Annotated in this window: 22 protein-coding genes and 1 other RNA gene; 4 read left to right on the top strand and 19 right to left on the bottom strand. The window is 43.8% G+C overall.

Annotation, left to right across the window (positions count from 1 at the left end; translation table 11 throughout):
* Nucleotides 1–46: 46 nt before the first annotated feature.
* The 15 genes from LP107_RS09815 to LP107_RS09750 all read right to left on the bottom strand — a co-directional run bounded on the left by LP107_RS09815 (nucleotide 47) and on the right by LP107_RS09750 (nucleotide 8,652).
* A complete protein-coding gene (locus LP107_RS09815) occupies nucleotides 47–349 on the bottom strand; it encodes a DUF4035 domain-containing protein (RefSeq protein WP_264676154.1) in 303 nt (100 codons plus the stop codon).
* 20 nt (nucleotides 350–369) lie between these two features.
* Complete coding sequence (locus LP107_RS09810) at nucleotides 370–714, bottom strand: phage tail assembly chaperone family protein, TAC (protein ID WP_112741986.1); 345 nt, start codon at nucleotides 712–714, stop codon at nucleotides 370–372.
* Between the two features lie 69 nt (nucleotides 715–783).
* Nucleotides 784–1,215: a hypothetical protein gene (locus LP107_RS09805; RefSeq protein WP_264676155.1), complete on the bottom strand. Its 432-nt coding sequence runs from the start codon at nucleotides 1,213–1,215 to the stop codon at nucleotides 784–786.
* A 29-nt stretch (nucleotides 1,216–1,244) separates the two neighbouring features.
* Nucleotides 1,245–1,601, bottom strand: coding sequence for a hypothetical protein (locus LP107_RS09800; RefSeq protein ID WP_264676156.1), 357 nt, complete (start codon nucleotides 1,599–1,601; stop codon nucleotides 1,245–1,247).
* Entirely contained in the window at nucleotides 1,601–2,068 is a 468-nt protein-coding gene (locus tag LP107_RS09795) for an HK97-gp10 family putative phage morphogenesis protein (protein ID WP_264676157.1), read from the bottom strand. The genes LP107_RS09800 and LP107_RS09795 overlap by 1 nt, the downstream gene beginning before the upstream one ends.
* Nucleotides 2,058–2,396, bottom strand: a complete 339-nt coding sequence (locus LP107_RS09790) for a phage head closure protein (RefSeq protein ID WP_264676158.1) — start codon at nucleotides 2,394–2,396, stop codon at nucleotides 2,058–2,060. The genes LP107_RS09795 and LP107_RS09790 overlap by 11 nt, the downstream gene beginning before the upstream one ends.
* An 8-nt stretch (nucleotides 2,397–2,404) precedes the next feature.
* Nucleotides 2,405–2,692, bottom strand: a complete 288-nt coding sequence (locus LP107_RS09785; protein ID WP_112742174.1) for a head-tail connector protein — start codon at nucleotides 2,690–2,692, stop codon at nucleotides 2,405–2,407.
* Nucleotides 2,692–4,008 (bottom strand): phage portal protein, encoded by a 1,317-nt coding sequence (locus LP107_RS09780; protein ID WP_264676159.1) that lies wholly within the window; start codon nucleotides 4,006–4,008, stop codon nucleotides 2,692–2,694. The genes LP107_RS09785 and LP107_RS09780 overlap by 1 nt, the downstream gene beginning before the upstream one ends.
* Nucleotides 4,008–4,397 (bottom strand): hypothetical protein, encoded by a 390-nt coding sequence (locus LP107_RS09775; RefSeq protein WP_264676160.1) that lies wholly within the window; start codon nucleotides 4,395–4,397, stop codon nucleotides 4,008–4,010. Before LP107_RS09775 ends, LP107_RS09780 begins: the two co-directional genes overlap by 1 nt.
* Before the next feature lie 97 nt (nucleotides 4,398–4,494).
* Nucleotides 4,495–5,841, bottom strand: a complete 1,347-nt coding sequence (locus tag LP107_RS09770; protein ID WP_264676161.1) for a phage major capsid protein — start codon at nucleotides 5,839–5,841, stop codon at nucleotides 4,495–4,497.
* Nucleotides 5,838–6,455, bottom strand: coding sequence for an HK97 family phage prohead protease (locus LP107_RS09765; RefSeq protein ID WP_112741997.1), 618 nt, complete (start codon nucleotides 6,453–6,455; stop codon nucleotides 5,838–5,840). The genes LP107_RS09770 and LP107_RS09765 overlap by 4 nt, the downstream gene beginning before the upstream one ends.
* Nucleotides 6,456–6,523: 68 nt before the next feature.
* Entirely contained in the window at nucleotides 6,524–6,727 is a 204-nt protein-coding gene (locus LP107_RS09760) for a hypothetical protein (RefSeq protein ID WP_112741998.1), read from the bottom strand.
* Between the two features lie 102 nt (nucleotides 6,728–6,829).
* Complete coding sequence (locus LP107_RS09755; protein WP_112742000.1) at nucleotides 6,830–7,663, bottom strand: DNA adenine methylase; 834 nt, start codon at nucleotides 7,661–7,663, stop codon at nucleotides 6,830–6,832.
* Nucleotides 7,566–7,823, bottom strand: coding sequence for a Com family DNA-binding transcriptional regulator (locus LP107_RS14485; RefSeq protein WP_112742001.1), 258 nt, complete (start codon nucleotides 7,821–7,823; stop codon nucleotides 7,566–7,568). The genes LP107_RS09755 and LP107_RS14485 overlap by 98 nt, the downstream gene beginning before the upstream one ends.
* A gap of 175 nt (nucleotides 7,824–7,998) precedes the next feature.
* On the bottom strand, nucleotides 7,999–8,652 hold the full coding sequence (locus LP107_RS09750) for a terminase TerL endonuclease subunit (protein WP_228157793.1): 654 nt from the start codon (nucleotides 8,650–8,652) through the stop codon (nucleotides 7,999–8,001).
* 284 nt (nucleotides 8,653–8,936) lie between these two features.
* Here LP107_RS09750 and LP107_RS09745 point away from each other — a divergent pair, with 284 nt between their 5' ends.
* The 3 genes from LP107_RS09745 (at nucleotide 8,937) to LP107_RS09735 (ending at nucleotide 10,213) form a co-directional block, all read left to right on the top strand.
* Nucleotides 8,937–9,758, top strand: coding sequence for a DUF2303 family protein (locus LP107_RS09745; protein WP_112742003.1), 822 nt, complete (start codon nucleotides 8,937–8,939; stop codon nucleotides 9,756–9,758).
* A gap of 71 nt (nucleotides 9,759–9,829) precedes the next feature.
* Nucleotides 9,830–10,009: a hypothetical protein gene (locus LP107_RS09740; protein ID WP_112742004.1), complete on the top strand. Its 180-nt coding sequence runs from the start codon at nucleotides 9,830–9,832 to the stop codon at nucleotides 10,007–10,009.
* 15 nt (nucleotides 10,010–10,024) lie between these two features.
* Nucleotides 10,025–10,213 carry a hypothetical protein gene (locus LP107_RS09735; protein WP_112742005.1) on the top strand — a complete coding sequence of 63 codons (189 nt, stop codon included), beginning with the start codon at nucleotides 10,025–10,027 and terminating at the stop codon, nucleotides 10,211–10,213.
* 33 nt (nucleotides 10,214–10,246) lie between these two features.
* On the opposite strand, the gene LP107_RS09730 is transcribed toward LP107_RS09735, so the two are convergent.
* The 4 genes from LP107_RS09730 to LP107_RS09715 all read right to left on the bottom strand — a co-directional run bounded on the left by LP107_RS09730 (nucleotide 10,247) and on the right by LP107_RS09715 (nucleotide 15,327).
* Complete coding sequence (locus LP107_RS09730; protein WP_112742006.1) at nucleotides 10,247–11,365, bottom strand: tyrosine-type recombinase/integrase; 1,119 nt, start codon at nucleotides 11,363–11,365, stop codon at nucleotides 10,247–10,249.
* Between the two features lie 190 nt (nucleotides 11,366–11,555).
* Nucleotides 11,556–11,913: a transfer-messenger RNA gene (gene ssrA / locus LP107_RS09725) on the bottom strand.
* A 65-nt stretch (nucleotides 11,914–11,978) separates the two neighbouring features.
* The gene (locus LP107_RS09720; RefSeq protein WP_078274127.1) at nucleotides 11,979–12,797 is read right to left on the bottom strand and encodes a substrate-binding periplasmic protein; all 819 of its coding nucleotides are present in this window, start codon (nucleotides 12,795–12,797) and stop codon (nucleotides 11,979–11,981) included.
* A 457-nt stretch (nucleotides 12,798–13,254) separates the two neighbouring features.
* Entirely contained in the window at nucleotides 13,255–15,327 is a 2,073-nt protein-coding gene (locus LP107_RS09715; RefSeq protein WP_264676162.1) for an OmpA family protein, read from the bottom strand.
* A 414-nt stretch (nucleotides 15,328–15,741) separates the two neighbouring features.
* On the opposite strand from LP107_RS09715, the gene LP107_RS09710 reads away from it, so the two are divergent.
* Nucleotides 15,742–16,203 carry a hypothetical protein gene (locus LP107_RS09710; RefSeq protein WP_264682775.1) on the top strand — a complete coding sequence of 154 codons (462 nt, stop codon included), beginning with the start codon at nucleotides 15,742–15,744 and terminating at the stop codon, nucleotides 16,201–16,203.
* The last annotated feature ends 85 nt before the right edge of the window (nucleotides 16,204–16,288 follow it).

Below are 16,288 nucleotides of genomic sequence, written 5' to 3'. Positions count from 1 at the left end.
CTTTGGATATAATACAACTGTATCATACCCAAAAACCTATCTTTTTTCAACCTATGGTAGAAAACATCGCCAGCGTTCGTTCTACTTGGGCTTGTAGCTCCGCCTTTCTCTGCTCTAACTCATAGGCTTCTCGCTCATCGTCCGTCATCGGATTAGGGTCAATGATGATATAATCGGACGGCTTGCCCCCTGCCATCGCACAGGCGATGATGGCAGACTGTATGTCGCCACGATAACCGCCTATCGGGTCTAGGCGGTCATAGGCTTGCCACTCAGCAAACTCACGGGCGGTCATCGTGCGTTCTAGCTCGCCAACCGTCTTACCCAGATGTCCTGCGAGTTTGAACAAAAATCGCCGACGTTTGTCGGCTATGAGTTTTTTTCTTGGGTCTCGCTTTTTTCATCAAGCCCATTTAATTTATTGATTTCTTTGATGACCGAATACACGCCCTTAAAATTAAGCTGGCTGATTTTATCCAAATCATCAATACCAAATAAGCGTTCGCCTTTTTCATCACATACCCCAAACACAAAAGACAACGCCATATTATGACCCTCGTCTTTTTTAATGTGCGTGGCGATTTGTTCTTGGTCTTGGACGGTAAGCTGACGAATATACAAATCTCCATTAAACTCTGGAATGTTAATTTTCTTTGGCTCGTCAATAACCGCCAAACCTGCCAATAATGCACTTGCTAATTTTGCTTTACTCATAAGAATTTACCTTTTTTGATTAAAATAAAAAAGCCATTTATTTAAAATGGCTTTTTGGGTTGAATTAAATTAACCAGAAATTTTGGTTACATCGCCTGTAATGGTAATTGTACCAGTTTTGCGAAGTTTCTTTTTCTGGTCGCTGTTATCGGTGGTTAGTTTTGAGACAATGCCCTTGAATTGACGGGACTCGCCTGTGGCAACCACATATTTAAGCTGAAAAAACAGCTCTTTGCCCCCTTCAAACGAAGTTTGAATAAGCTGGTGTACCGTGTCTTTGGGGTCTAACACATACTCAAATTCCAGCTCGGATTCTTCTTTGAAGTCCACAGGGGCTTTGACGGTACGCTTATCATCGGTGGCGGTTACTTCATCCAATGTCTTTTCTTCGGACGGGTGGTCGCATTTTTGCAAATGCTCTACTTTTTGATAATCTGTACCCGTTGCCGAAATGTGGAGCGTATAAAAACTGTCCACAAGGTTTTCTACTACTTTTGCCATAAAAGTCTCCTAATTGGCGGTTAAAAAAATTAAACTTCTATTGTCTGCCAAAAGCCATATTCAACAATTCCCCTAAATAATCCGCTACTATCATCACGCACATATTGCACTCCGTGATAAATGGACGGTTTAATTTTATTTAATTTATTGATAACTTCATGAGATAGCTTTAAACAATCATCATAATATTTATGGTAAACATCTATTTGCACATTCGACCATTCATGTCCTGTAATGCCGTCCAAATCATTATCAGGTTCGGTGCTGATGATTTGATAAACGATATAAGGTGGATTATTGGGAATATTCTCTGGAATAAATAAGGGATAACACTTATCATCAACCAAATTGGCTAAATGGGTATAAATAATTTGACTGGCATTCATTAAATTTTATCCAATTCATCTTTTAAGGTTTTTGCAAAAATATCCACCGCTTTTTGCACATTTTTATCAAAGGCAGGGCGTAAAAAAGGCACGGCAGGCATTTGACTTGTGCCATATTCCACAAAAGGCCAGTAGTTCGGATATTCCTTTTGTTTTGTGCCTCTGCCCACATAAATACCCATTGCCACGCCGTGTCCGCCAAGTTCACCCATTTCTCGTTTGGGGACTTTGCGTTTTCTTATGGCGGAACGCAAAAGCCCACGCTGAACAATAACCCTGCGTCCGCTTTTGGTTATCATTGTGTGTGGTTCTGGGGCAACGGACGCATAAAATTTAGCGTCTTTTCGCATTGGGTTTAGGGCTTGATTTAGGGCTTTGGATAGGGCTTTGTCTTTCATCTTGTCATCAAGTGTGGTAATAACTTCGTCCAGTCTATCTAAGCCTTGAATTTCAATCTTACCTATCATTACTGACCGCCTTTAACGCTAGTGTCAAGTATTCTTTGCCCGTGCCATTATCCGCCAATGGCTCGCCAACGATTTCATACATTCGCCCTGCGTATTGCACTCGCATTGTGCCGTCAATGTCATCACGATAACGGATTTTTGCCCGTGCTGTGATTTGAGTATCTTGGGCTTGACCTGCAATAATATCTTTGACCGATAGTGGGATAAATTGCCCCCAAAGGGTCAAGGCGTGTTCCCATTGGCTGACCTTTCCTGCCCCTGTCAAAGATGAACGGCTGGCAGTTTGGCGGTAAATTTTTAGGCGGTGGCGAAGTGGTGTGGCGTTCATTATTCCTCCTAGAAAGTCGGTGTGCGATAAGGGCTTAAAATTTGCCGTACAGGGGCGGGTAAAAAGTTGCCAAATTCTGCCCCGTTTTCAGCATTTCTATTGTCATCAAGATAACCAACCATTAACAGGGTAGCAGTTTTTAGGCTGGGTAACATCTTGTCCGTGATTTCGTCTGTGATATAATTTTTGACCGCATCTTCGGCACTTTGTAGATAAATTACCAAAACTGTATCATTACTATCATCGTCATACCGCAAATGATGTTTGACTTCGTCAAGGGTGGCAAAATCTGTCATTATTTACCCCCTTTATCGCCCAAAACTGCCCGAATACGTAAACGGGGCTTGACCGCCTTTGCTGGTGTTGGTTCGGCTTTGGGTTTGGCATTGAATGGGTCTTCGCTGTTATCTCGTTTTGCCAACGCTGATAGGCTGTAATTTTGCTGCTGCATAAGCGGGGATTCGCCCCCAACCACAGGCGGCAAGCCAAGCACCGCACGGGCTTCATTCGGGCTAAAAATACCGCTCATCGTGCCTTCTTTTAAGTACATGATTTGACTGGTGCTATCCATTCGGATAAGTGGGGACAAATCCGCCTCACATTCCACACCCTTTTCCAAGTCCAAATGTTCATCAAGCAGGTTTTCAATCGCCTCGATGTAATGCTGTAAGCAATCTGAGTAGTAGATTTCGTTCAAATCCGAGACTTTTTGACCCGCCTTTGCCTCGCCCATACCGACCTTAAAGGCTGGCACATGAAACACCGAACACACGGTCTCGGCGGTCATTTTAAGCTGTTCAATGGATTGGCTGTCACTGGCACTCATCGCAATCGGTTCATACCTTGCCCCACTTCCCAAAACGGCAATCCCCCCGCGATTAACCCCTGCATAGTTTTGTTGCCATTCAGCTTTGACCTTGTCGGCTTTTTCTTGGCTAATGTCGCTTGGGGTGGACAAAACACCGCTTGGACGAGAATTGTTACTAAACAAAGTTTTGGCATTGTTTTGGATTGAAAGCCCAAGCCCCACACTCATCGCACACGCCGTCAAAGGCGATAAGCCAACAAGGGGGTGATAAAAGCAGTTGTAACGGTCATGGATAATCTCGCTCGCTGGCACGGTAACATCGCTCGGCAAGCCCAAAAGTTTATCCGTGCTGACTTGATAAAACACATCGCCACTGTCCGCCACCAAAACCTTGACACGGTCAGGATTTAGTACATACAATTGCCATACATCGCCAAAAATATCTCGTTGTTTTAAAATGTAGGCATTACCACGCAGTAGCTTGCTACTTACCCAATTTTCTACAAACTGTTGCCAAGTTTGGTGCTTGTTGGGCTTTTTTAATAGGGCTTGGGTGCGTGATTTGGCTGGCAACAGCACGCCATTTTTCACCGATTTGGTTTGTATGCGTAATTTGCCAATGTCGGTGCTAATCAAACTCACGCACGCAAAAACAGCGTGAAAATTGGTTAAATCGGTGCGTTTAAGCTCATCTCCCTTTTGCCACGCCCCTGTGTAGGGTTCATTGATAATGGGTAGCCAGCCGTTACCCCCATTAGAAACGGGGGTCAGCGATTTTTTGCGGAATAAATCAAAAAAGCCCATTAGTTATTTTCCATGTCGGTTTTCTTGGTCTTGGTCTTTTTGGGTTTGGTGGTTTCGGCAAAGTCAGCAGGTTCAGCAGGGGCATTTTCTGCGAGGTCTTGTGCCTGTTCGCTCACTTCGTCAGCTTTGGGCGGTTCTTGGTCGTCTGCCGTAGGTTCGGTGGTTTCGGTTTCGGACGGCTTTTGGTCGGTGGCAGGTGGTTCATTTTCGGTGCTTTGGTTATCATCTAACTGCCCAAATAAGTCGTCAGCATTGCCATTGTCGCTGTCATTTTCGTCATAAACTTCGGCAAAACCAAGTTGGATAAGGATTTTGGCTTGGGCGGTGGCAATGTCTTTAACATCGCCTGTGGTGGCATTCGGGGCAGGTTTTAGGTATTTGATTTTCATTAACTTACTCCTGTTTTTGTGTTTTGATACTTGGCACAATACCAAAACACAAAAACAGCCCTGCGATAGGACTGTTTTTTGCCTGTGTATCACTTGCTTAGTCTTCGTACTTGATGGTGGCGGCTGCCATTGGACGGCGTTTTGCCCAAGTAATAAAGCGTTCGGCACGAATGGCTTCTTTGTTTTCTTGAAACAAGTGTACAAGCGTTTTATTTGGCATTGTGATGGTGGCTTCGGTGCTATACGACACTTCAACCTGTCCTTCGTCTGCTAGATAAAATTCGCTTGGTTTGACAAGCTCCACAATGTTGCTGGCACTTTCCGACTCAATGACAGGCAAGCCGTTTAGCGTTTTTTCGCCTGTCGGTGCTTGCAGTCCCGTAAAGACAGGAGCACCAAGCGGATTTGTCAGCTCCGCCCATTCGGACGCTCGGGTTTCGCTCATAATGTAGTGAGCCCCTGTCAAAGACAAATTCGCCTTGATAAATTCTTGGCGTTGTTTGGCAAGGTCGGCTTTAATCTGTGCTTCTTCGTTGCCTGTTGAATTGATAATGGTCGCTCCGTGCAATGAGCCAGCAGGACGGGTAGCACTTTGGGCTTGGTCGTCAATAAAGGTCAAGTCAAGTAGCAAGCGATTGGACTCAATCAAATCGTCCAAGATACGGCGGTCGCCATTAAATTTATTGAAACGGCTAAGTTCGTCCGTCAAAACGGCAATGCCAGCAACTTTATGGCGTTTTAATTCCACGCTGTTAAAAGTGGCATTGGTAACGGGTTTTGGCTCGCCTTCGCCCACCCACGCCGATGTTGCCCCTGTTGCCATACCTGCAATGGTAGAGTTAAAGTCGCCCGCTCGCATATATTTGGCGAGCTTGTCAATGATGGTTTGAGCTCTCAAAAGCTCAATAAATTCACTTGTTAGTGGACTGGTCGGTACAAGTACGCTTGAATTGCTGGTATCCATGACGGTTACCGATTTTTCCAGCTCGGCAATGACAACAGGGTGCATTCCTGCAGATTTGGCGATTTCCACAGCACTCACAAAGTCGCCTTTGCTCGCCAGTTTGCTAGATAGGGCTTTGGCACGAGCCATTTGTGCAAAGCCAATGCCCTGCGGTAAATTGGATTCTACTTTCACGCTTTTGGTCTGCTCTGGGGTTTGGGGGATTGGCTCGCCTTCGGCACTTGCTTTGGCTTGTTCTGGGTTTTCGCCACCAATTTCGGTAGGATTTGGGGCGGTTTCTACTGATTTAATCAGCTTTTGTAAGCGTTCGGCATTCTTTTCTAAGCGAGCGATTTCGCCTTCTAGTGCCGTGATGGTGGCTTCGTCATCATCGCTTGGCGTGTGTCCATTTGTGATTGATTTTGTCATAATCTCGCCAATTTGGGCGTGTTTTGCCTTAATTGTGGCTAAGATTTGAGCCAGTTGTGCTTTGTAATTCATACAAGTTTCACTCCGTTTATGGGTAAAATTAAAGCAACACCGCCGTTTGGCGAGTTGCTTTTTTGGGTTTGGGTTGGGGTGGGTGGTGGCTGGATTGGGTTGGTCGGTGGGTTTGGCGTGGGTTGCAAGGGTAGACTAAATGCGTCTTTGATTTGCTTAACGCTGGTAATGACACTATCAGCATTGGCAGGAATGGTAACGATTGACAGCTCCCACCACTCCCATTCTTTAATATGCAAGCCCCAAGAATTTTCAATATAGCTGTATTCTTTGATTTTAAAACCAACAGACAAGCCCTTGATTAGTCCAGATTTAATGGATTGCCACGCTTCGTCTATGCGTTCTTTTAGTTTGCCTTCTTCATCAATTTTGGCGATTTTGGCAGTAATTAAAATGCCACCTGCAGTAACTTCCGCTTGGATAACTTCGCCAATGGGCTGACTGTGATTATGGTGCGATAATAGGGGGATTGGTAAAGTAAATTTTGCCCCCAACGGCTCTAAAATGTCATCATCTCTATCGGTGCTTGGCGTGGTGGCAATACCTGTGATAAGGCGTTCATCGTCATTTTCTGAGATGGATTTGATTTGTAGGGTGGAGTAGGCTTTGGTCATGTGATTTTCCAATGATTGATAAGAAAAAACCCCACCGATTGGCAGGGTCTTTTTTTTGTGCTTATGGCTTAATACAAACCTTGATTTAAGAATTTAATTAAATTTGCCAGCTCGTTTTCGACATGGGCGATGACAATCTTGTCTGCAATACTCGGCTCTTGCATATTGATTTTTTCGACAAACTTATCTTTGATAAGGTTGCAATATAATTCAATGTTGGTTTTGTCGCCAAATGCTTTCTCGTTTAGCTGTTGATTGATGGCTGTGGTCATGTTGTAACTCCATGATTTTAAAGGGTTTATTAACTTGATGACCACAGTATCGCTCGTTACGCCGACAATAGCAAGTCTTAATTGCTAAGATTTTTAGTTTTTTTAAAACTTAAAAATCATGTTATCTTCATACTCTGCATTGTAATTAACATGGCTGTTTAGGCTCACTTTTTCAAAGTCGCCAATGCGTTGCCACATTACAGGCTCGCAATCTTTAAGATAATCCATATAATCCAAAAGCTCGCTCCTTGTACTGCTAAAAAATAGATATGGCGGACGCACTAGTTTCATCAACCGCAAAAACTTTGTCATACCAAAATACCCCGTCATCGCATACGCTTTTTGCTCGGTGCAAATGTAAGGTGGGTCAAGTAATAGCAAAGTGTTTGGTGTATTGGCGAATTTTGGTATCAGCGTATCAAAACTTTCGTGCGTAACAATCAATCCGTCCAAGTAGCCGTCCGCATTGTCGTAGTCGCTGGTGCGGACGGTGTTGTACATTTGGTGGGTGGCAAGCTCACTGATGTGATTGATTTGCTTGCCACTAAATAACAACCAAGTGCTGACACTTCTAGCGTCCACATAACCATCAAAGTCGTCAATCGCCTGCAAAATTTGCTCTTTTAGCTCGTCTGATATGCGTTTTTGGCGTGGCACATCTTTTGTCATCTCAAACAAAATGCCACGCAGACGGTTAATGTCATCAATGTGGGTCAGCCGTTCGGTATAGCCGTCAAAATCGTTATAAATGACGGTGGCTTTTGGCTTGTAGGCTTTGGCATTGTTGGCAAGCAGTCCACTACCGCCAAACACATCAATAATCGTCCAATTTTCGCCGTCATTGGGGATTTTGTCCAAAATCTTGCGAAATTCCTTTAAAAACATTCGTTTTTGACCCACGAATGGCAGGGGTGCTTTTTGATGTGCTTTGGTCATCAAGATTACCTGTGTTGGAGTCTCTTGGGACTTCTGATAAGGCGTTCTCGACGCTCAAAACATTAAACGCTTTACAGCGTGGACATTTGATTTCTAAATCATTAAAGTTTCCAATCTTGGCTAGTAACCGCCCGCAGGAGCGACAATTTACTTGTTTCATGGCTCAACCTATCGCAATTTTGTTAAAAATGTGATACCCTTGCCACGCTATGTACATAGTAGCAGGGTTTCGCTTGCGACAAGCTCGGTTTGTCGTGGGGGTGGCGGACTGTTCCAGCAGTCCGTCATCGCCCTGTTTTTCATCTGCCCACTCTATGAGTGGGTTTGTTTTTTTGCTAAAAATAAACCCCAATATCATCGGCTGATTTTGGGGGTTGTGGATTTTGGCTCATCAAGGCAACGGCGTTGAGCATGGCGATCACAGGATCAATCTTGCCGTTACCGCTCTCGGACTTACTCATTGCCACGCCTGAGCCTGACAGTTTAACTCTTGCATTGCCTACGCACCACGCCATGAGCGGCTGATTTGCGTGCGTCAGATCGCCACTGGCGATTTTGCGTTCGCATACTTTTTGGTAGCCGCCCAATTTCCAGCCTTGTGATACGCCTGTGATGTGCGTGTCTTTGGGAATACCAATGGATTCTAGGGCGATGACAATATCGTCCGCCCCAGCAGGGTCAAGCCCAATGCGGTCAAGTTTGCCACTGTCATAGATTTTTTTGGCAATATCGGCAAACTCAGCAACATCATCGCCGACATTCTCCACGATGACAAGGTCGCCATTGGCTTCAAAGTCTCGGTAGCGGGGTTCGTCTTGCTTTCGTCGTTCAAGGGCGATGGGGTGACACCACGCCTTGACCCATACCCACCATTGCTTAACCTCGTGGCGGATATTGTTGTCATCTGTGTAAATGTACTTTGGCGTAGGTAATCGCCCCACCACTGCACAGCCAAGCAAGTCATCAAGACCACCGCCATCGCCGCCCATTGTAATCACTTCCGATTTTTCAATGAGTTCATCAAGCGTAAATGTCCGTCCTGCCTTTTCCCAAAATTCTGCTCCTGCCCAGCGATTCGCACGGAGCGAAATGCCGATGGGGATATTTAGGTGTTTGGCAAGGGCGGTTTGTAGGGTGTTTTTATCGTGGGATTCTTTAGCTTTTCTTAGAATGTCGCTAAGTTCATCAATGCCAACGCTCGCCCCAAGATTGGGGTTGGTAATATACCAATTTTCAGGCTGGATATACTCGCCAGACTCCTAAGGAGTATTTTATGACCAATTTTAGCGATTTTAACTGCGATGCTGCCGTAGCTGCCCACCTTGCCAAGCCAGGCTATGAAATAGTAGAAGGAGCATTATTAACCAATGCCAACACCCGTGTTTTAGACCTTGATAAATTTGAAACAGGACGAAACCGCAGACGGGGCGAATTTAACACAAGTGCTGTGAGCTCTTTTGCTAAATTTATCAATGATAAAGCCGAGCTGAACAATACTGCTGTCTTTTTGGACAAAGACAACATGAAAGCGGTGGCGATTTTAAACTTTGAAGAAGACGACTTTGCACAAGGGCATTTGGACTATCGTGCGATTATGACCGCCAAACCCACTACTGTCTTTGAAAAGCTGACCGCAATGCACAAGCAGGGGCGGATTAACCAAAAAGTCTTTGCGGAATTTTTGGAAGATTGGGCGTTTATCTTTAAGGCAATCAACAGCGATGGTGAAGAGATTGCCATTAGCTCGGCAATTGGGGCAGTGCGCCAAATGCGACTGGACGCAAATGTGGTCAGCGACAGCTCTGTGGGCAATTTTAAAGAGTCTCGCTCACGCTTAGCCAGCATTGAAGCTAAATCAACGCACGGGGCGTTACCTGCATTTTTTGAAGTTACTGACCCTTGTTTTAACGAGCTGACCGCCACGACCATCAAACTTCGGCTTGCCGTCAGTAGCAATGGCGATGACCCTGTCTTTAGCCTGTCTATTATGGGACTTGAAGCCTTAATTGACAATAAATCTGTGGAATTGGCGGATTTGATTGGCAAAGAATTGGGCGATACCGTTGAATTGTATATGGGTCAGTTTGGTGGTTGATTAGATAAAAATCACCGTCTTAATATAATGTTGGGGCGGTGATTTAAATATTTTTTTTTAGAGAATAGTAAATGAGTAAGAAAACTTTACTTGATGATCTTAAAAAAGAACATGATGAAGCGGAAGATTTATTTCAAGAGCTTGTTAAAAATGGCGAGAGAGAAACAGTAAGGCGAATTGCTCTCACTATGGTAAACACATACAAACATTGCATCCGCTTGGTTAATCAACACTTAAATTCTAATGGTTGAAATTGGAGAATAACAATGATGAACTCAATCACATGGCTCACCCAAAAAGATATGGCAAAACGACTGGGCGTGTGCGTCAATACTTTTAAGACCTACTACCGCCCCAAATACCCACCCAGCGCCCAGCGTGGCAATAAGGTATATTGGACACTTGAAAACGCTCAGCGTATCGAGCAAGAAATTAACGGCACGACTGTATCATAACCATCTAATCCAAGGGGTAAAACGCCCCTATTTTTATGCCTGCCAATCCGCTACAATATCCGCCCACCAGCTCATGAGTGCTACACGCTCATCCCAGTATTCAGCACGGTTATAGACATGGCGGACATCTTTTTTGGTGTGAGCAAGCTGACGCTCAATCACATCAGCACGCCACAGACCGCTGTCATTTGCTACCGTAGAAAATAACGAACGAAAGCCATGCGTAGTCATGCGACCACCAAAGCCCGCTCGTTTGATGACTGCCAGTACGCTTTCAATCGGCATGGGTTTGGCGGGGTTGCTGTGGTGCTTAAAAACAAAACCATCATCAATGCGTGAGCCGTGCAACCCCCTTAAAATCTTTAACGGCTGACTGGCAAGTGGGACGGCGTGTTCAAGGCGTGTTTTCATGCGATAAGCAGGGATAATCCATACACCTTTATCTAAGTCAAATTCGTCCCATGTCGCCTTGCATAGCTCGCTGGGTCGCACTGCCAGATAATTTGCCAGCGATAAAGCGACAGGAGCAAGTCCGATGGTGGGTGTTTTCTTGATGGTCTGCCAAAAATGGCTCATTTCATCGGCGGATAATGTCGCCATATTCTGCACGGTGTGGGTGGGTATGATGTTATCCACCAGCGTACAAGGGTTGTTTTGGGCGTATTCGTGGGCGATGGCGTAGTTAAATACTTGCGACAACAGGCGTAATGAGCGTTTGGCGGTCTCGTAAGTGCCTTGTGCGACCATTTGGCTCACTGCCTTGGATACCATCGCACGGCTGACATCTGCCACTGCCATGTCTTTAAAATCGTTGGTGATGTAGGTCAGACGATAAATGACGGTGTATTTGTATTTCTCGCTTGTCCATTGTTTACTGTACAGCTCTATCCATTCATGAATGAGTTCGCTGACCGTGATGGGCGTTAGTCCTGCATTGTTTTTGATTTTATTGGCAAGCTCTCGGGCTTGTTTTAGGCTGACGGCTGGGTATTCACCAAGTTTTTTGCGTTTTCGCTTGCCAAGGGCGGTGTATTCTAGTACCCAAGACTTACGACCTGTCGGCATGACATCAATGGATAAGCCTTCGCCTGCTGAAAGTGAGTAGCGTTTTTCGGTGGGTTTTAGCCCTTTGATTTTGTTATCGGTGAGCATTGGTGTGTGTATCTCGTGTGTGGCTGTGTGTCGCCGTGTGTGTAAAATAGTTTGATGTTCGTTGATTTACTATGATACACGATGACTTTATGAGATACAACAAGACAATAAAAAAGCCTTGATTTACAAGGCTTTTTTGATGGTTTATGACACTTAAAAATACTTGATGATTTTTAGTGATTTTTATAAATGGTGGAGATGGCGGGAGTTGAACCCGCGTCCGCCAGCACTACGCCCATGACTCTACACGCTTAGAGTCTGTCTTTGGCTTTAATCCGCACCGACCCGACAGTCAGGGTGGATTGGACGATTTGCTAAAATTTCGCCCAGCACATCGCAACGCTGTACTAGACCATCCTTTGTACGTTCGCATCGGGGTGAGCAACCAGACCAAAGGCAATCTGTGCCGACCCAAGTAGCCCTTAGGCTGCTAGTGCGTAAGTTTCGTCGTTTGCGACTATTTTAAATGTATGTTGATTTACAAGAGGCATACGCTCTTGACGTGCATCATTAGGTTTCGTTACCAGCGTCGAAGCCAGAACATCCCCAATATTTTAATTTGAACATTATAACAAGAATCAACCAATACATCAAGCACCTGAACACATCTTGATTAATTTGGCTTATTGCCATTGTTTTCAAACCATTTTGTTTCAAGTTGTGCCAGCTCGCCTGATGTTTTCATCTCTGCGACACCTTGGTTGAACATTTCGATGACTTGAGTTTTGCCTTTAGGTGCTATTGCTACAGCGTACGACCCTTTGTTGCTAGCATCACCATATTCTAAGATATTGGTTTTATATTCAGGATAGCTTTTGGCAAGATGTTGAATGATTTGTTTGTCACTAATGATGGCATCCACTTTGCCATTAATCAGGTCCTGAAAGCTCAAAAAAATCTTTTCTTTGGTCATCACTTGTTCAATCCCGTTTTCCTTGGCGATGTCCATAAAAATCGCCCCATCTTGCATGCCCAAACGCATGGGTTTTAGGTCTGATATTGAGTTGATGGTGGTGCCATCCAAAGATAAAATCCCTGCAGGCATGTATACATAAGGATTGCTAAGCAGATATTTACCTTCACGTTCGGTAGAGTAAGAAATGGATGAAATGGCAAGGTCACTCGTCCCTTGCTCGACGGATTTAAACATCTCTTGCCAAGGCAGAACATTAAACTTGACAGCATAACCATTTTTTTGGGCGATATGAGTAATAAGTTCTACATCAAAACCGATGGGATTGCCCTTTTCATCAATATAAGCAAAAGGCGACATGCCACTATTGACTGCCACCTTGATGGTTTTGGTGTTGGTGTTGTCGGTATTGACAATATTTTGTGTGGCAGGCTCTTTGTCGCCACAAGCCGATAAAAGTCCAGTCATGCAAATTGCACCAATCATGACGCCCTGACCTAAAAATGAAGTGTATCTCATAACCGCTCCTAACGCTTTTTATGTTTATTTAAAATTTCTTAATAATATTGGGTAGATTTATTAATAATAATCATACTCAATATTGATAATATTGTATAAAATAACATTGATTTTTGCAATGGTTAATATTGGAAAAATTCATTAATAATATTAGGGATTTTATTTATAAGTATCTGAAATAATTATTTTTTTACATTTTTTAAAAAAACTATTAATCTTAATTTTTATGAAATTTGATAAATAAAAAACCATGTTATCTTCAATGAATTTATATCAAGCATCAGGGCATGCCTTCTTTATGTATTTTTTGTATAAATAACCATTTGGATTCATAAATTTTAAAATGCAGATTGCACCAAAAAGGGCAGACCTGCCCTAACCATGCAGATACCTGTAAAAAACCCGTGATTCACTCACGGGTTTGCTGTTTTAAAAATGGATTAAAATCACGTTTGGCTTAACGTATTTCTCTTTCTACACCTCGCCCTTGCTCAGAGCTAATCGTGGCATTACTAAGCTCAATAAAATCATCAGGTAAGGCAGGTGTACTTGCTGACGGGGCAGGGGGCGGGGTGGTGCCAATATAACCTGATGGGGCAGGGGCAGGATACACTTCGGGCAGGGGTTGTACATTTTGTACAGGTTGGGGTAGGTAGTTGCCATCAGGCATGCCTTGTACGGGCATGTTTTGCATGGGTACATTTTGCACAGGCATGGGCATTTGTTGTACGGGGGCAGGCATGGGCATGCTTTGGGCGGACATGGCGGTGTTTGGTGCTGGCACAAGCTGGGTCATGTCCACGTTGAGTGCGGTCATGGTCGCTTCATCAAACACCAAAAACTCTGTTCGTCGATTTTTAAAGCGACCCAGTTCGGTCACGTTGTCCGATATTGGAAAGCTGTCGCCCACGCCTTTAGGGGTCAGCTGGATGTCACTCACACCCTGCTCTACCAAAAAGGCTTTGACCGCTTCGGCTTGGCTTTGCGATAGGCTAAGATTTGCCATGCGGTCAGTGCTATCTCCGCCACTGGTGTGGGTTGCGATGATGAGCTTGATGCTCGGATTGGCTTTGATTTTCTCTGCCAGTAGCGACAGCACGCCATGGGTGTTGGCAGGCAACTCGCTTGTGCCATTAAAGTCAATCACCGCAAGGCTTGCCGAACGTGACAAGTCATAGCTGTTGGGTGGATTATCCAGAGCATTTAGGGCGGTCGTGGCACGTTCAAGGCTCTGATTGATGACATTGGCTTTATCCAATGCAGGGGCGGGCGAGACGGTAAACTGTGGGGCGAGTAGGGCGATGTCATTGACGATTCTGGGTAGGATGTCCGTCTTTGGCGTATTGACATAGATGTGGTCGCCGATAATCTCAATGCTGGTAAACGGCTCAGACTTGACCATCGCCATGATGCTCTCCAAGCGTTCTAGTCCTGTCAGCGATGTGCCAAAATTATCGTCGATGTCCATGATACAGCCGATTTGCCCGAAGTTCTTTTGTAGCACCCCGAGCAGTTGTTCTTGGAGTTGGCTGTTGCCCACTTCGGCTTGACAGGCGTATAGCGTGCCGTTCTCTCCTGATGTTAGGGACAGACGGGGTGGATTTAGCGATATGACAGTCGGTGTGGCGACATTGGGGTCGTGGACGGGGGCGGTCTCTGATGAGTTCGATTTGTCTTTTAGTAAATACCATGCTCCGCCCCCGACGGCCAAGGCGATAAGCCCTGCCCCAAGTCCCATTAATAAAGGGTTGGGGCGTGCCACCTTAGGTTTTATGGACGGTTTAATGAGTTGATGACCACCGAGATGATTATCGTCATTGATGTCATCTTGGACGGTTGTGTCGGTATTGATATCATCATTTATATTATTATCAATACTGTCATTAATACCGTCATTTATGCCATCTTGATAAATGCCATTGGTATTAATATTTTCCCCTTGTTTTTCATTGTCAAAGGGTGTGTTGGTATTATCATTAATATCGGCAGTTTTGGTGACGCTAATAATTGGTGAGTCATCCGTGGTGATGGGAGTATTATCAATATCATCTGCTTGATTGGGCTGATTATCAGAATTGATAAATACCGAATCAGCAGTTGGCGTTTGTCCATTTAATTGTTCAATCTTTTGAGCCAGCGAGCTTTGGATAAACTGGGGCGACCACGCAGGCAAATGCGTGCGACTTGATTCAAAATTCTGTGCCAAAAAAGCAATCAGCGCCTGACCCCCTGCCAAATTCGCCACTTCCACCATCATCGGCGGAGTAATGGCTTTTAGGAGTGTCATTGTGGACTGCTCATCCATGTGAAAACTGCGTGCCAAACGCCTTGCCAAAGGCTCTGCCTGCATGCCCCACAAGGCGGTTAGGCTGTGATTTTTGGCATTGGTGCTGTCAAAGCCATCATTAAGCTCAATCAAGCGTGCCGTGCTTAGGGCATAATACTGCTTTAACAAATCCGCACTCGTATCTTCGTTTGAGATGCCCATGGAGCTTGATACCAACCCATGCAAATACTGTACGATGTCCATCGCTCACCTTATCAATTGTTTTTATGCTAACCTTTTATTATACCGCAAATTGTTGCAAAAATCTGTGCCATTATCGTCATCGCCTTGCCTTTTGTCTTGTTTTTGTGCTGTTTTATCATCTGATGTGATAAGAGCTTGACATGGTGTTGGGCGGTGCGATAATCAATTGAAAAATTGAAAAATTGAAAAATTGAAAAATTGAAAAATTGAAAAATTGAAAAATTGAAAAATTGAAAAATTGAAAAATTGAAAAATTGAAAAATTGAAAAATTGAAAAATTGAAAAATTGAAAAATTGAAAAATTGAAAAATTGAAAAATTGAAAAATTGAAAAATTGAAAAATTGAAAAATTGAAAAATTGAAAAATTGAAAAATTGAAAAATTGAAAAATTGAAAAATTGAAAAATTGAAAAATTGAAAAATTGGGAAAATTGGGAAAATTGGGAAAATTGGGAAAATTGGGAAAATTGGGAAAATTGGGAAAATTGGGAAAATTGGGAAAATTGGGAAAATTGGGAAAATTGGGAAAATTGGGAAAATTGGGAAAATTGGGAAAATTGGGAAAATTGGGAAAATTGGGAAAATTGGGAAAATTGGGAAAATTGGGAAAATTGGGAAAATTGGGAAAATTGGGAAAATTGGGAAAATTGGGAAAATTGGGAAAATTGGGAAAATTGGGAAAATTGGGAAAATTGGGAAAATTGGGAAAATTGGGAAAATTGGGAAAATTGGGAAAATTGGGAAAATTGGGAAAATTGGGAAAATTGGGAAAATTGGGAAAATTGGGAAAATTGGGAAAATTGGGAAAATTGGGAAAATTGGGAAAATTGGGAAAATTGGGAAAATTGGGAAAATTGGGAAAATTATTTAACATAATCCAAAATAATTTGGTTGTCATGACAAATCGTGATAAGATAGTTGTTCCTAAATTTCCTAGTCTGATTTTACCAATTTACCAAAT

The sequence above is a fragment of the Moraxella bovis genome, assembly GCF_025985205.1.
In the GTDB taxonomy this organism is placed as follows: Bacteria; Pseudomonadota; Gammaproteobacteria; order Pseudomonadales; family Moraxellaceae; genus Moraxella; species Moraxella bovis.
The sequence above is the reverse complement of the archived record's forward strand: the minus strand, read 5'-3'. Positions and strand labels throughout refer to the sequence as shown.

Excerpts from the sequence above, each read along its gene's own strand:
- LP107_RS09810 (WP_112741986.1), bottom strand. The coding sequence starts at position 714 with ATGAGTAAAGCAAAATTAGCAAGTGCATTATTGGCAGGTTTGGCGGTT.
- LP107_RS09805 (WP_264676155.1), bottom strand. The coding sequence starts at position 1,215 with ATGGCAAAAGTAGTAGAAAACCTTGTGGACAGTTTTTATACGCTCCAC.
- LP107_RS09800 (WP_264676156.1), bottom strand. The coding sequence starts at position 1,601 with ATGAATGCCAGTCAAATTATTTATACCCATTTAGCCAATTTGGTTGAT.
- LP107_RS09795 (WP_264676157.1), bottom strand. The coding sequence starts at position 2,068 with ATGATAGGTAAGATTGAAATTCAAGGCTTAGATAGACTGGACGAAGTT.
- LP107_RS09790 (WP_264676158.1), bottom strand. The coding sequence starts at position 2,396 with ATGAACGCCACACCACTTCGCCACCGCCTAAAAATTTACCGCCAAACT.
- LP107_RS09785 (WP_112742174.1), bottom strand. The coding sequence starts at position 2,692 with ATGACAGATTTTGCCACCCTTGACGAAGTCAAACATCATTTGCGGTAT.
- LP107_RS09780 (WP_264676159.1), bottom strand. The coding sequence starts at position 4,008 with ATGGGCTTTTTTGATTTATTCCGCAAAAAATCGCTGACCCCCGTTTCT.
- LP107_RS09775 (WP_264676160.1), bottom strand. The coding sequence starts at position 4,397 with ATGAAAATCAAATACCTAAAACCTGCCCCGAATGCCACCACAGGCGAT.
- LP107_RS09770 (WP_264676161.1), bottom strand. The coding sequence starts at position 5,841 with ATGAATTACAAAGCACAACTGGCTCAAATCTTAGCCACAATTAAGGCA.
- LP107_RS09765 (WP_112741997.1), bottom strand. The coding sequence starts at position 6,455 with ATGACCAAAGCCTACTCCACCCTACAAATCAAATCCATCTCAGAAAAT.
- LP107_RS09760 (WP_112741998.1), bottom strand. The coding sequence starts at position 6,727 with ATGACCACAGCCATCAATCAACAGCTAAACGAGAAAGCATTTGGCGAC.
- LP107_RS09755 (WP_112742000.1), bottom strand. The coding sequence starts at position 7,663 with ATGACCAAAGCACATCAAAAAGCACCCCTGCCATTCGTGGGTCAAAAA.
- LP107_RS14485 (WP_112742001.1), bottom strand. The coding sequence starts at position 7,823 with ATGAAACAAGTAAATTGTCGCTCCTGCGGGCGGTTACTAGCCAAGATT.
- LP107_RS09750 (WP_228157793.1), bottom strand. The coding sequence starts at position 8,652 with ATGGGCGGCGATGGCGGTGGTCTTGATGACTTGCTTGGCTGTGCAGTG.
- LP107_RS09745 (WP_112742003.1), top strand. The coding sequence starts at position 8,937 with ATGACCAATTTTAGCGATTTTAACTGCGATGCTGCCGTAGCTGCCCAC.
- LP107_RS09740 (WP_112742004.1), top strand. The coding sequence starts at position 9,830 with ATGAGTAAGAAAACTTTACTTGATGATCTTAAAAAAGAACATGATGAA.
- LP107_RS09735 (WP_112742005.1), top strand. The coding sequence starts at position 10,025 with ATGATGAACTCAATCACATGGCTCACCCAAAAAGATATGGCAAAACGA.
- LP107_RS09730 (WP_112742006.1), bottom strand. The coding sequence starts at position 11,365 with ATGCTCACCGATAACAAAATCAAAGGGCTAAAACCCACCGAAAAACGC.
- LP107_RS09720 (WP_078274127.1), bottom strand. The coding sequence starts at position 12,797 with ATGAGATACACTTCATTTTTAGGTCAGGGCGTCATGATTGGTGCAATT.
- LP107_RS09715 (WP_264676162.1), bottom strand. The coding sequence starts at position 15,327 with ATGGACATCGTACAGTATTTGCATGGGTTGGTATCAAGCTCCATGGGC.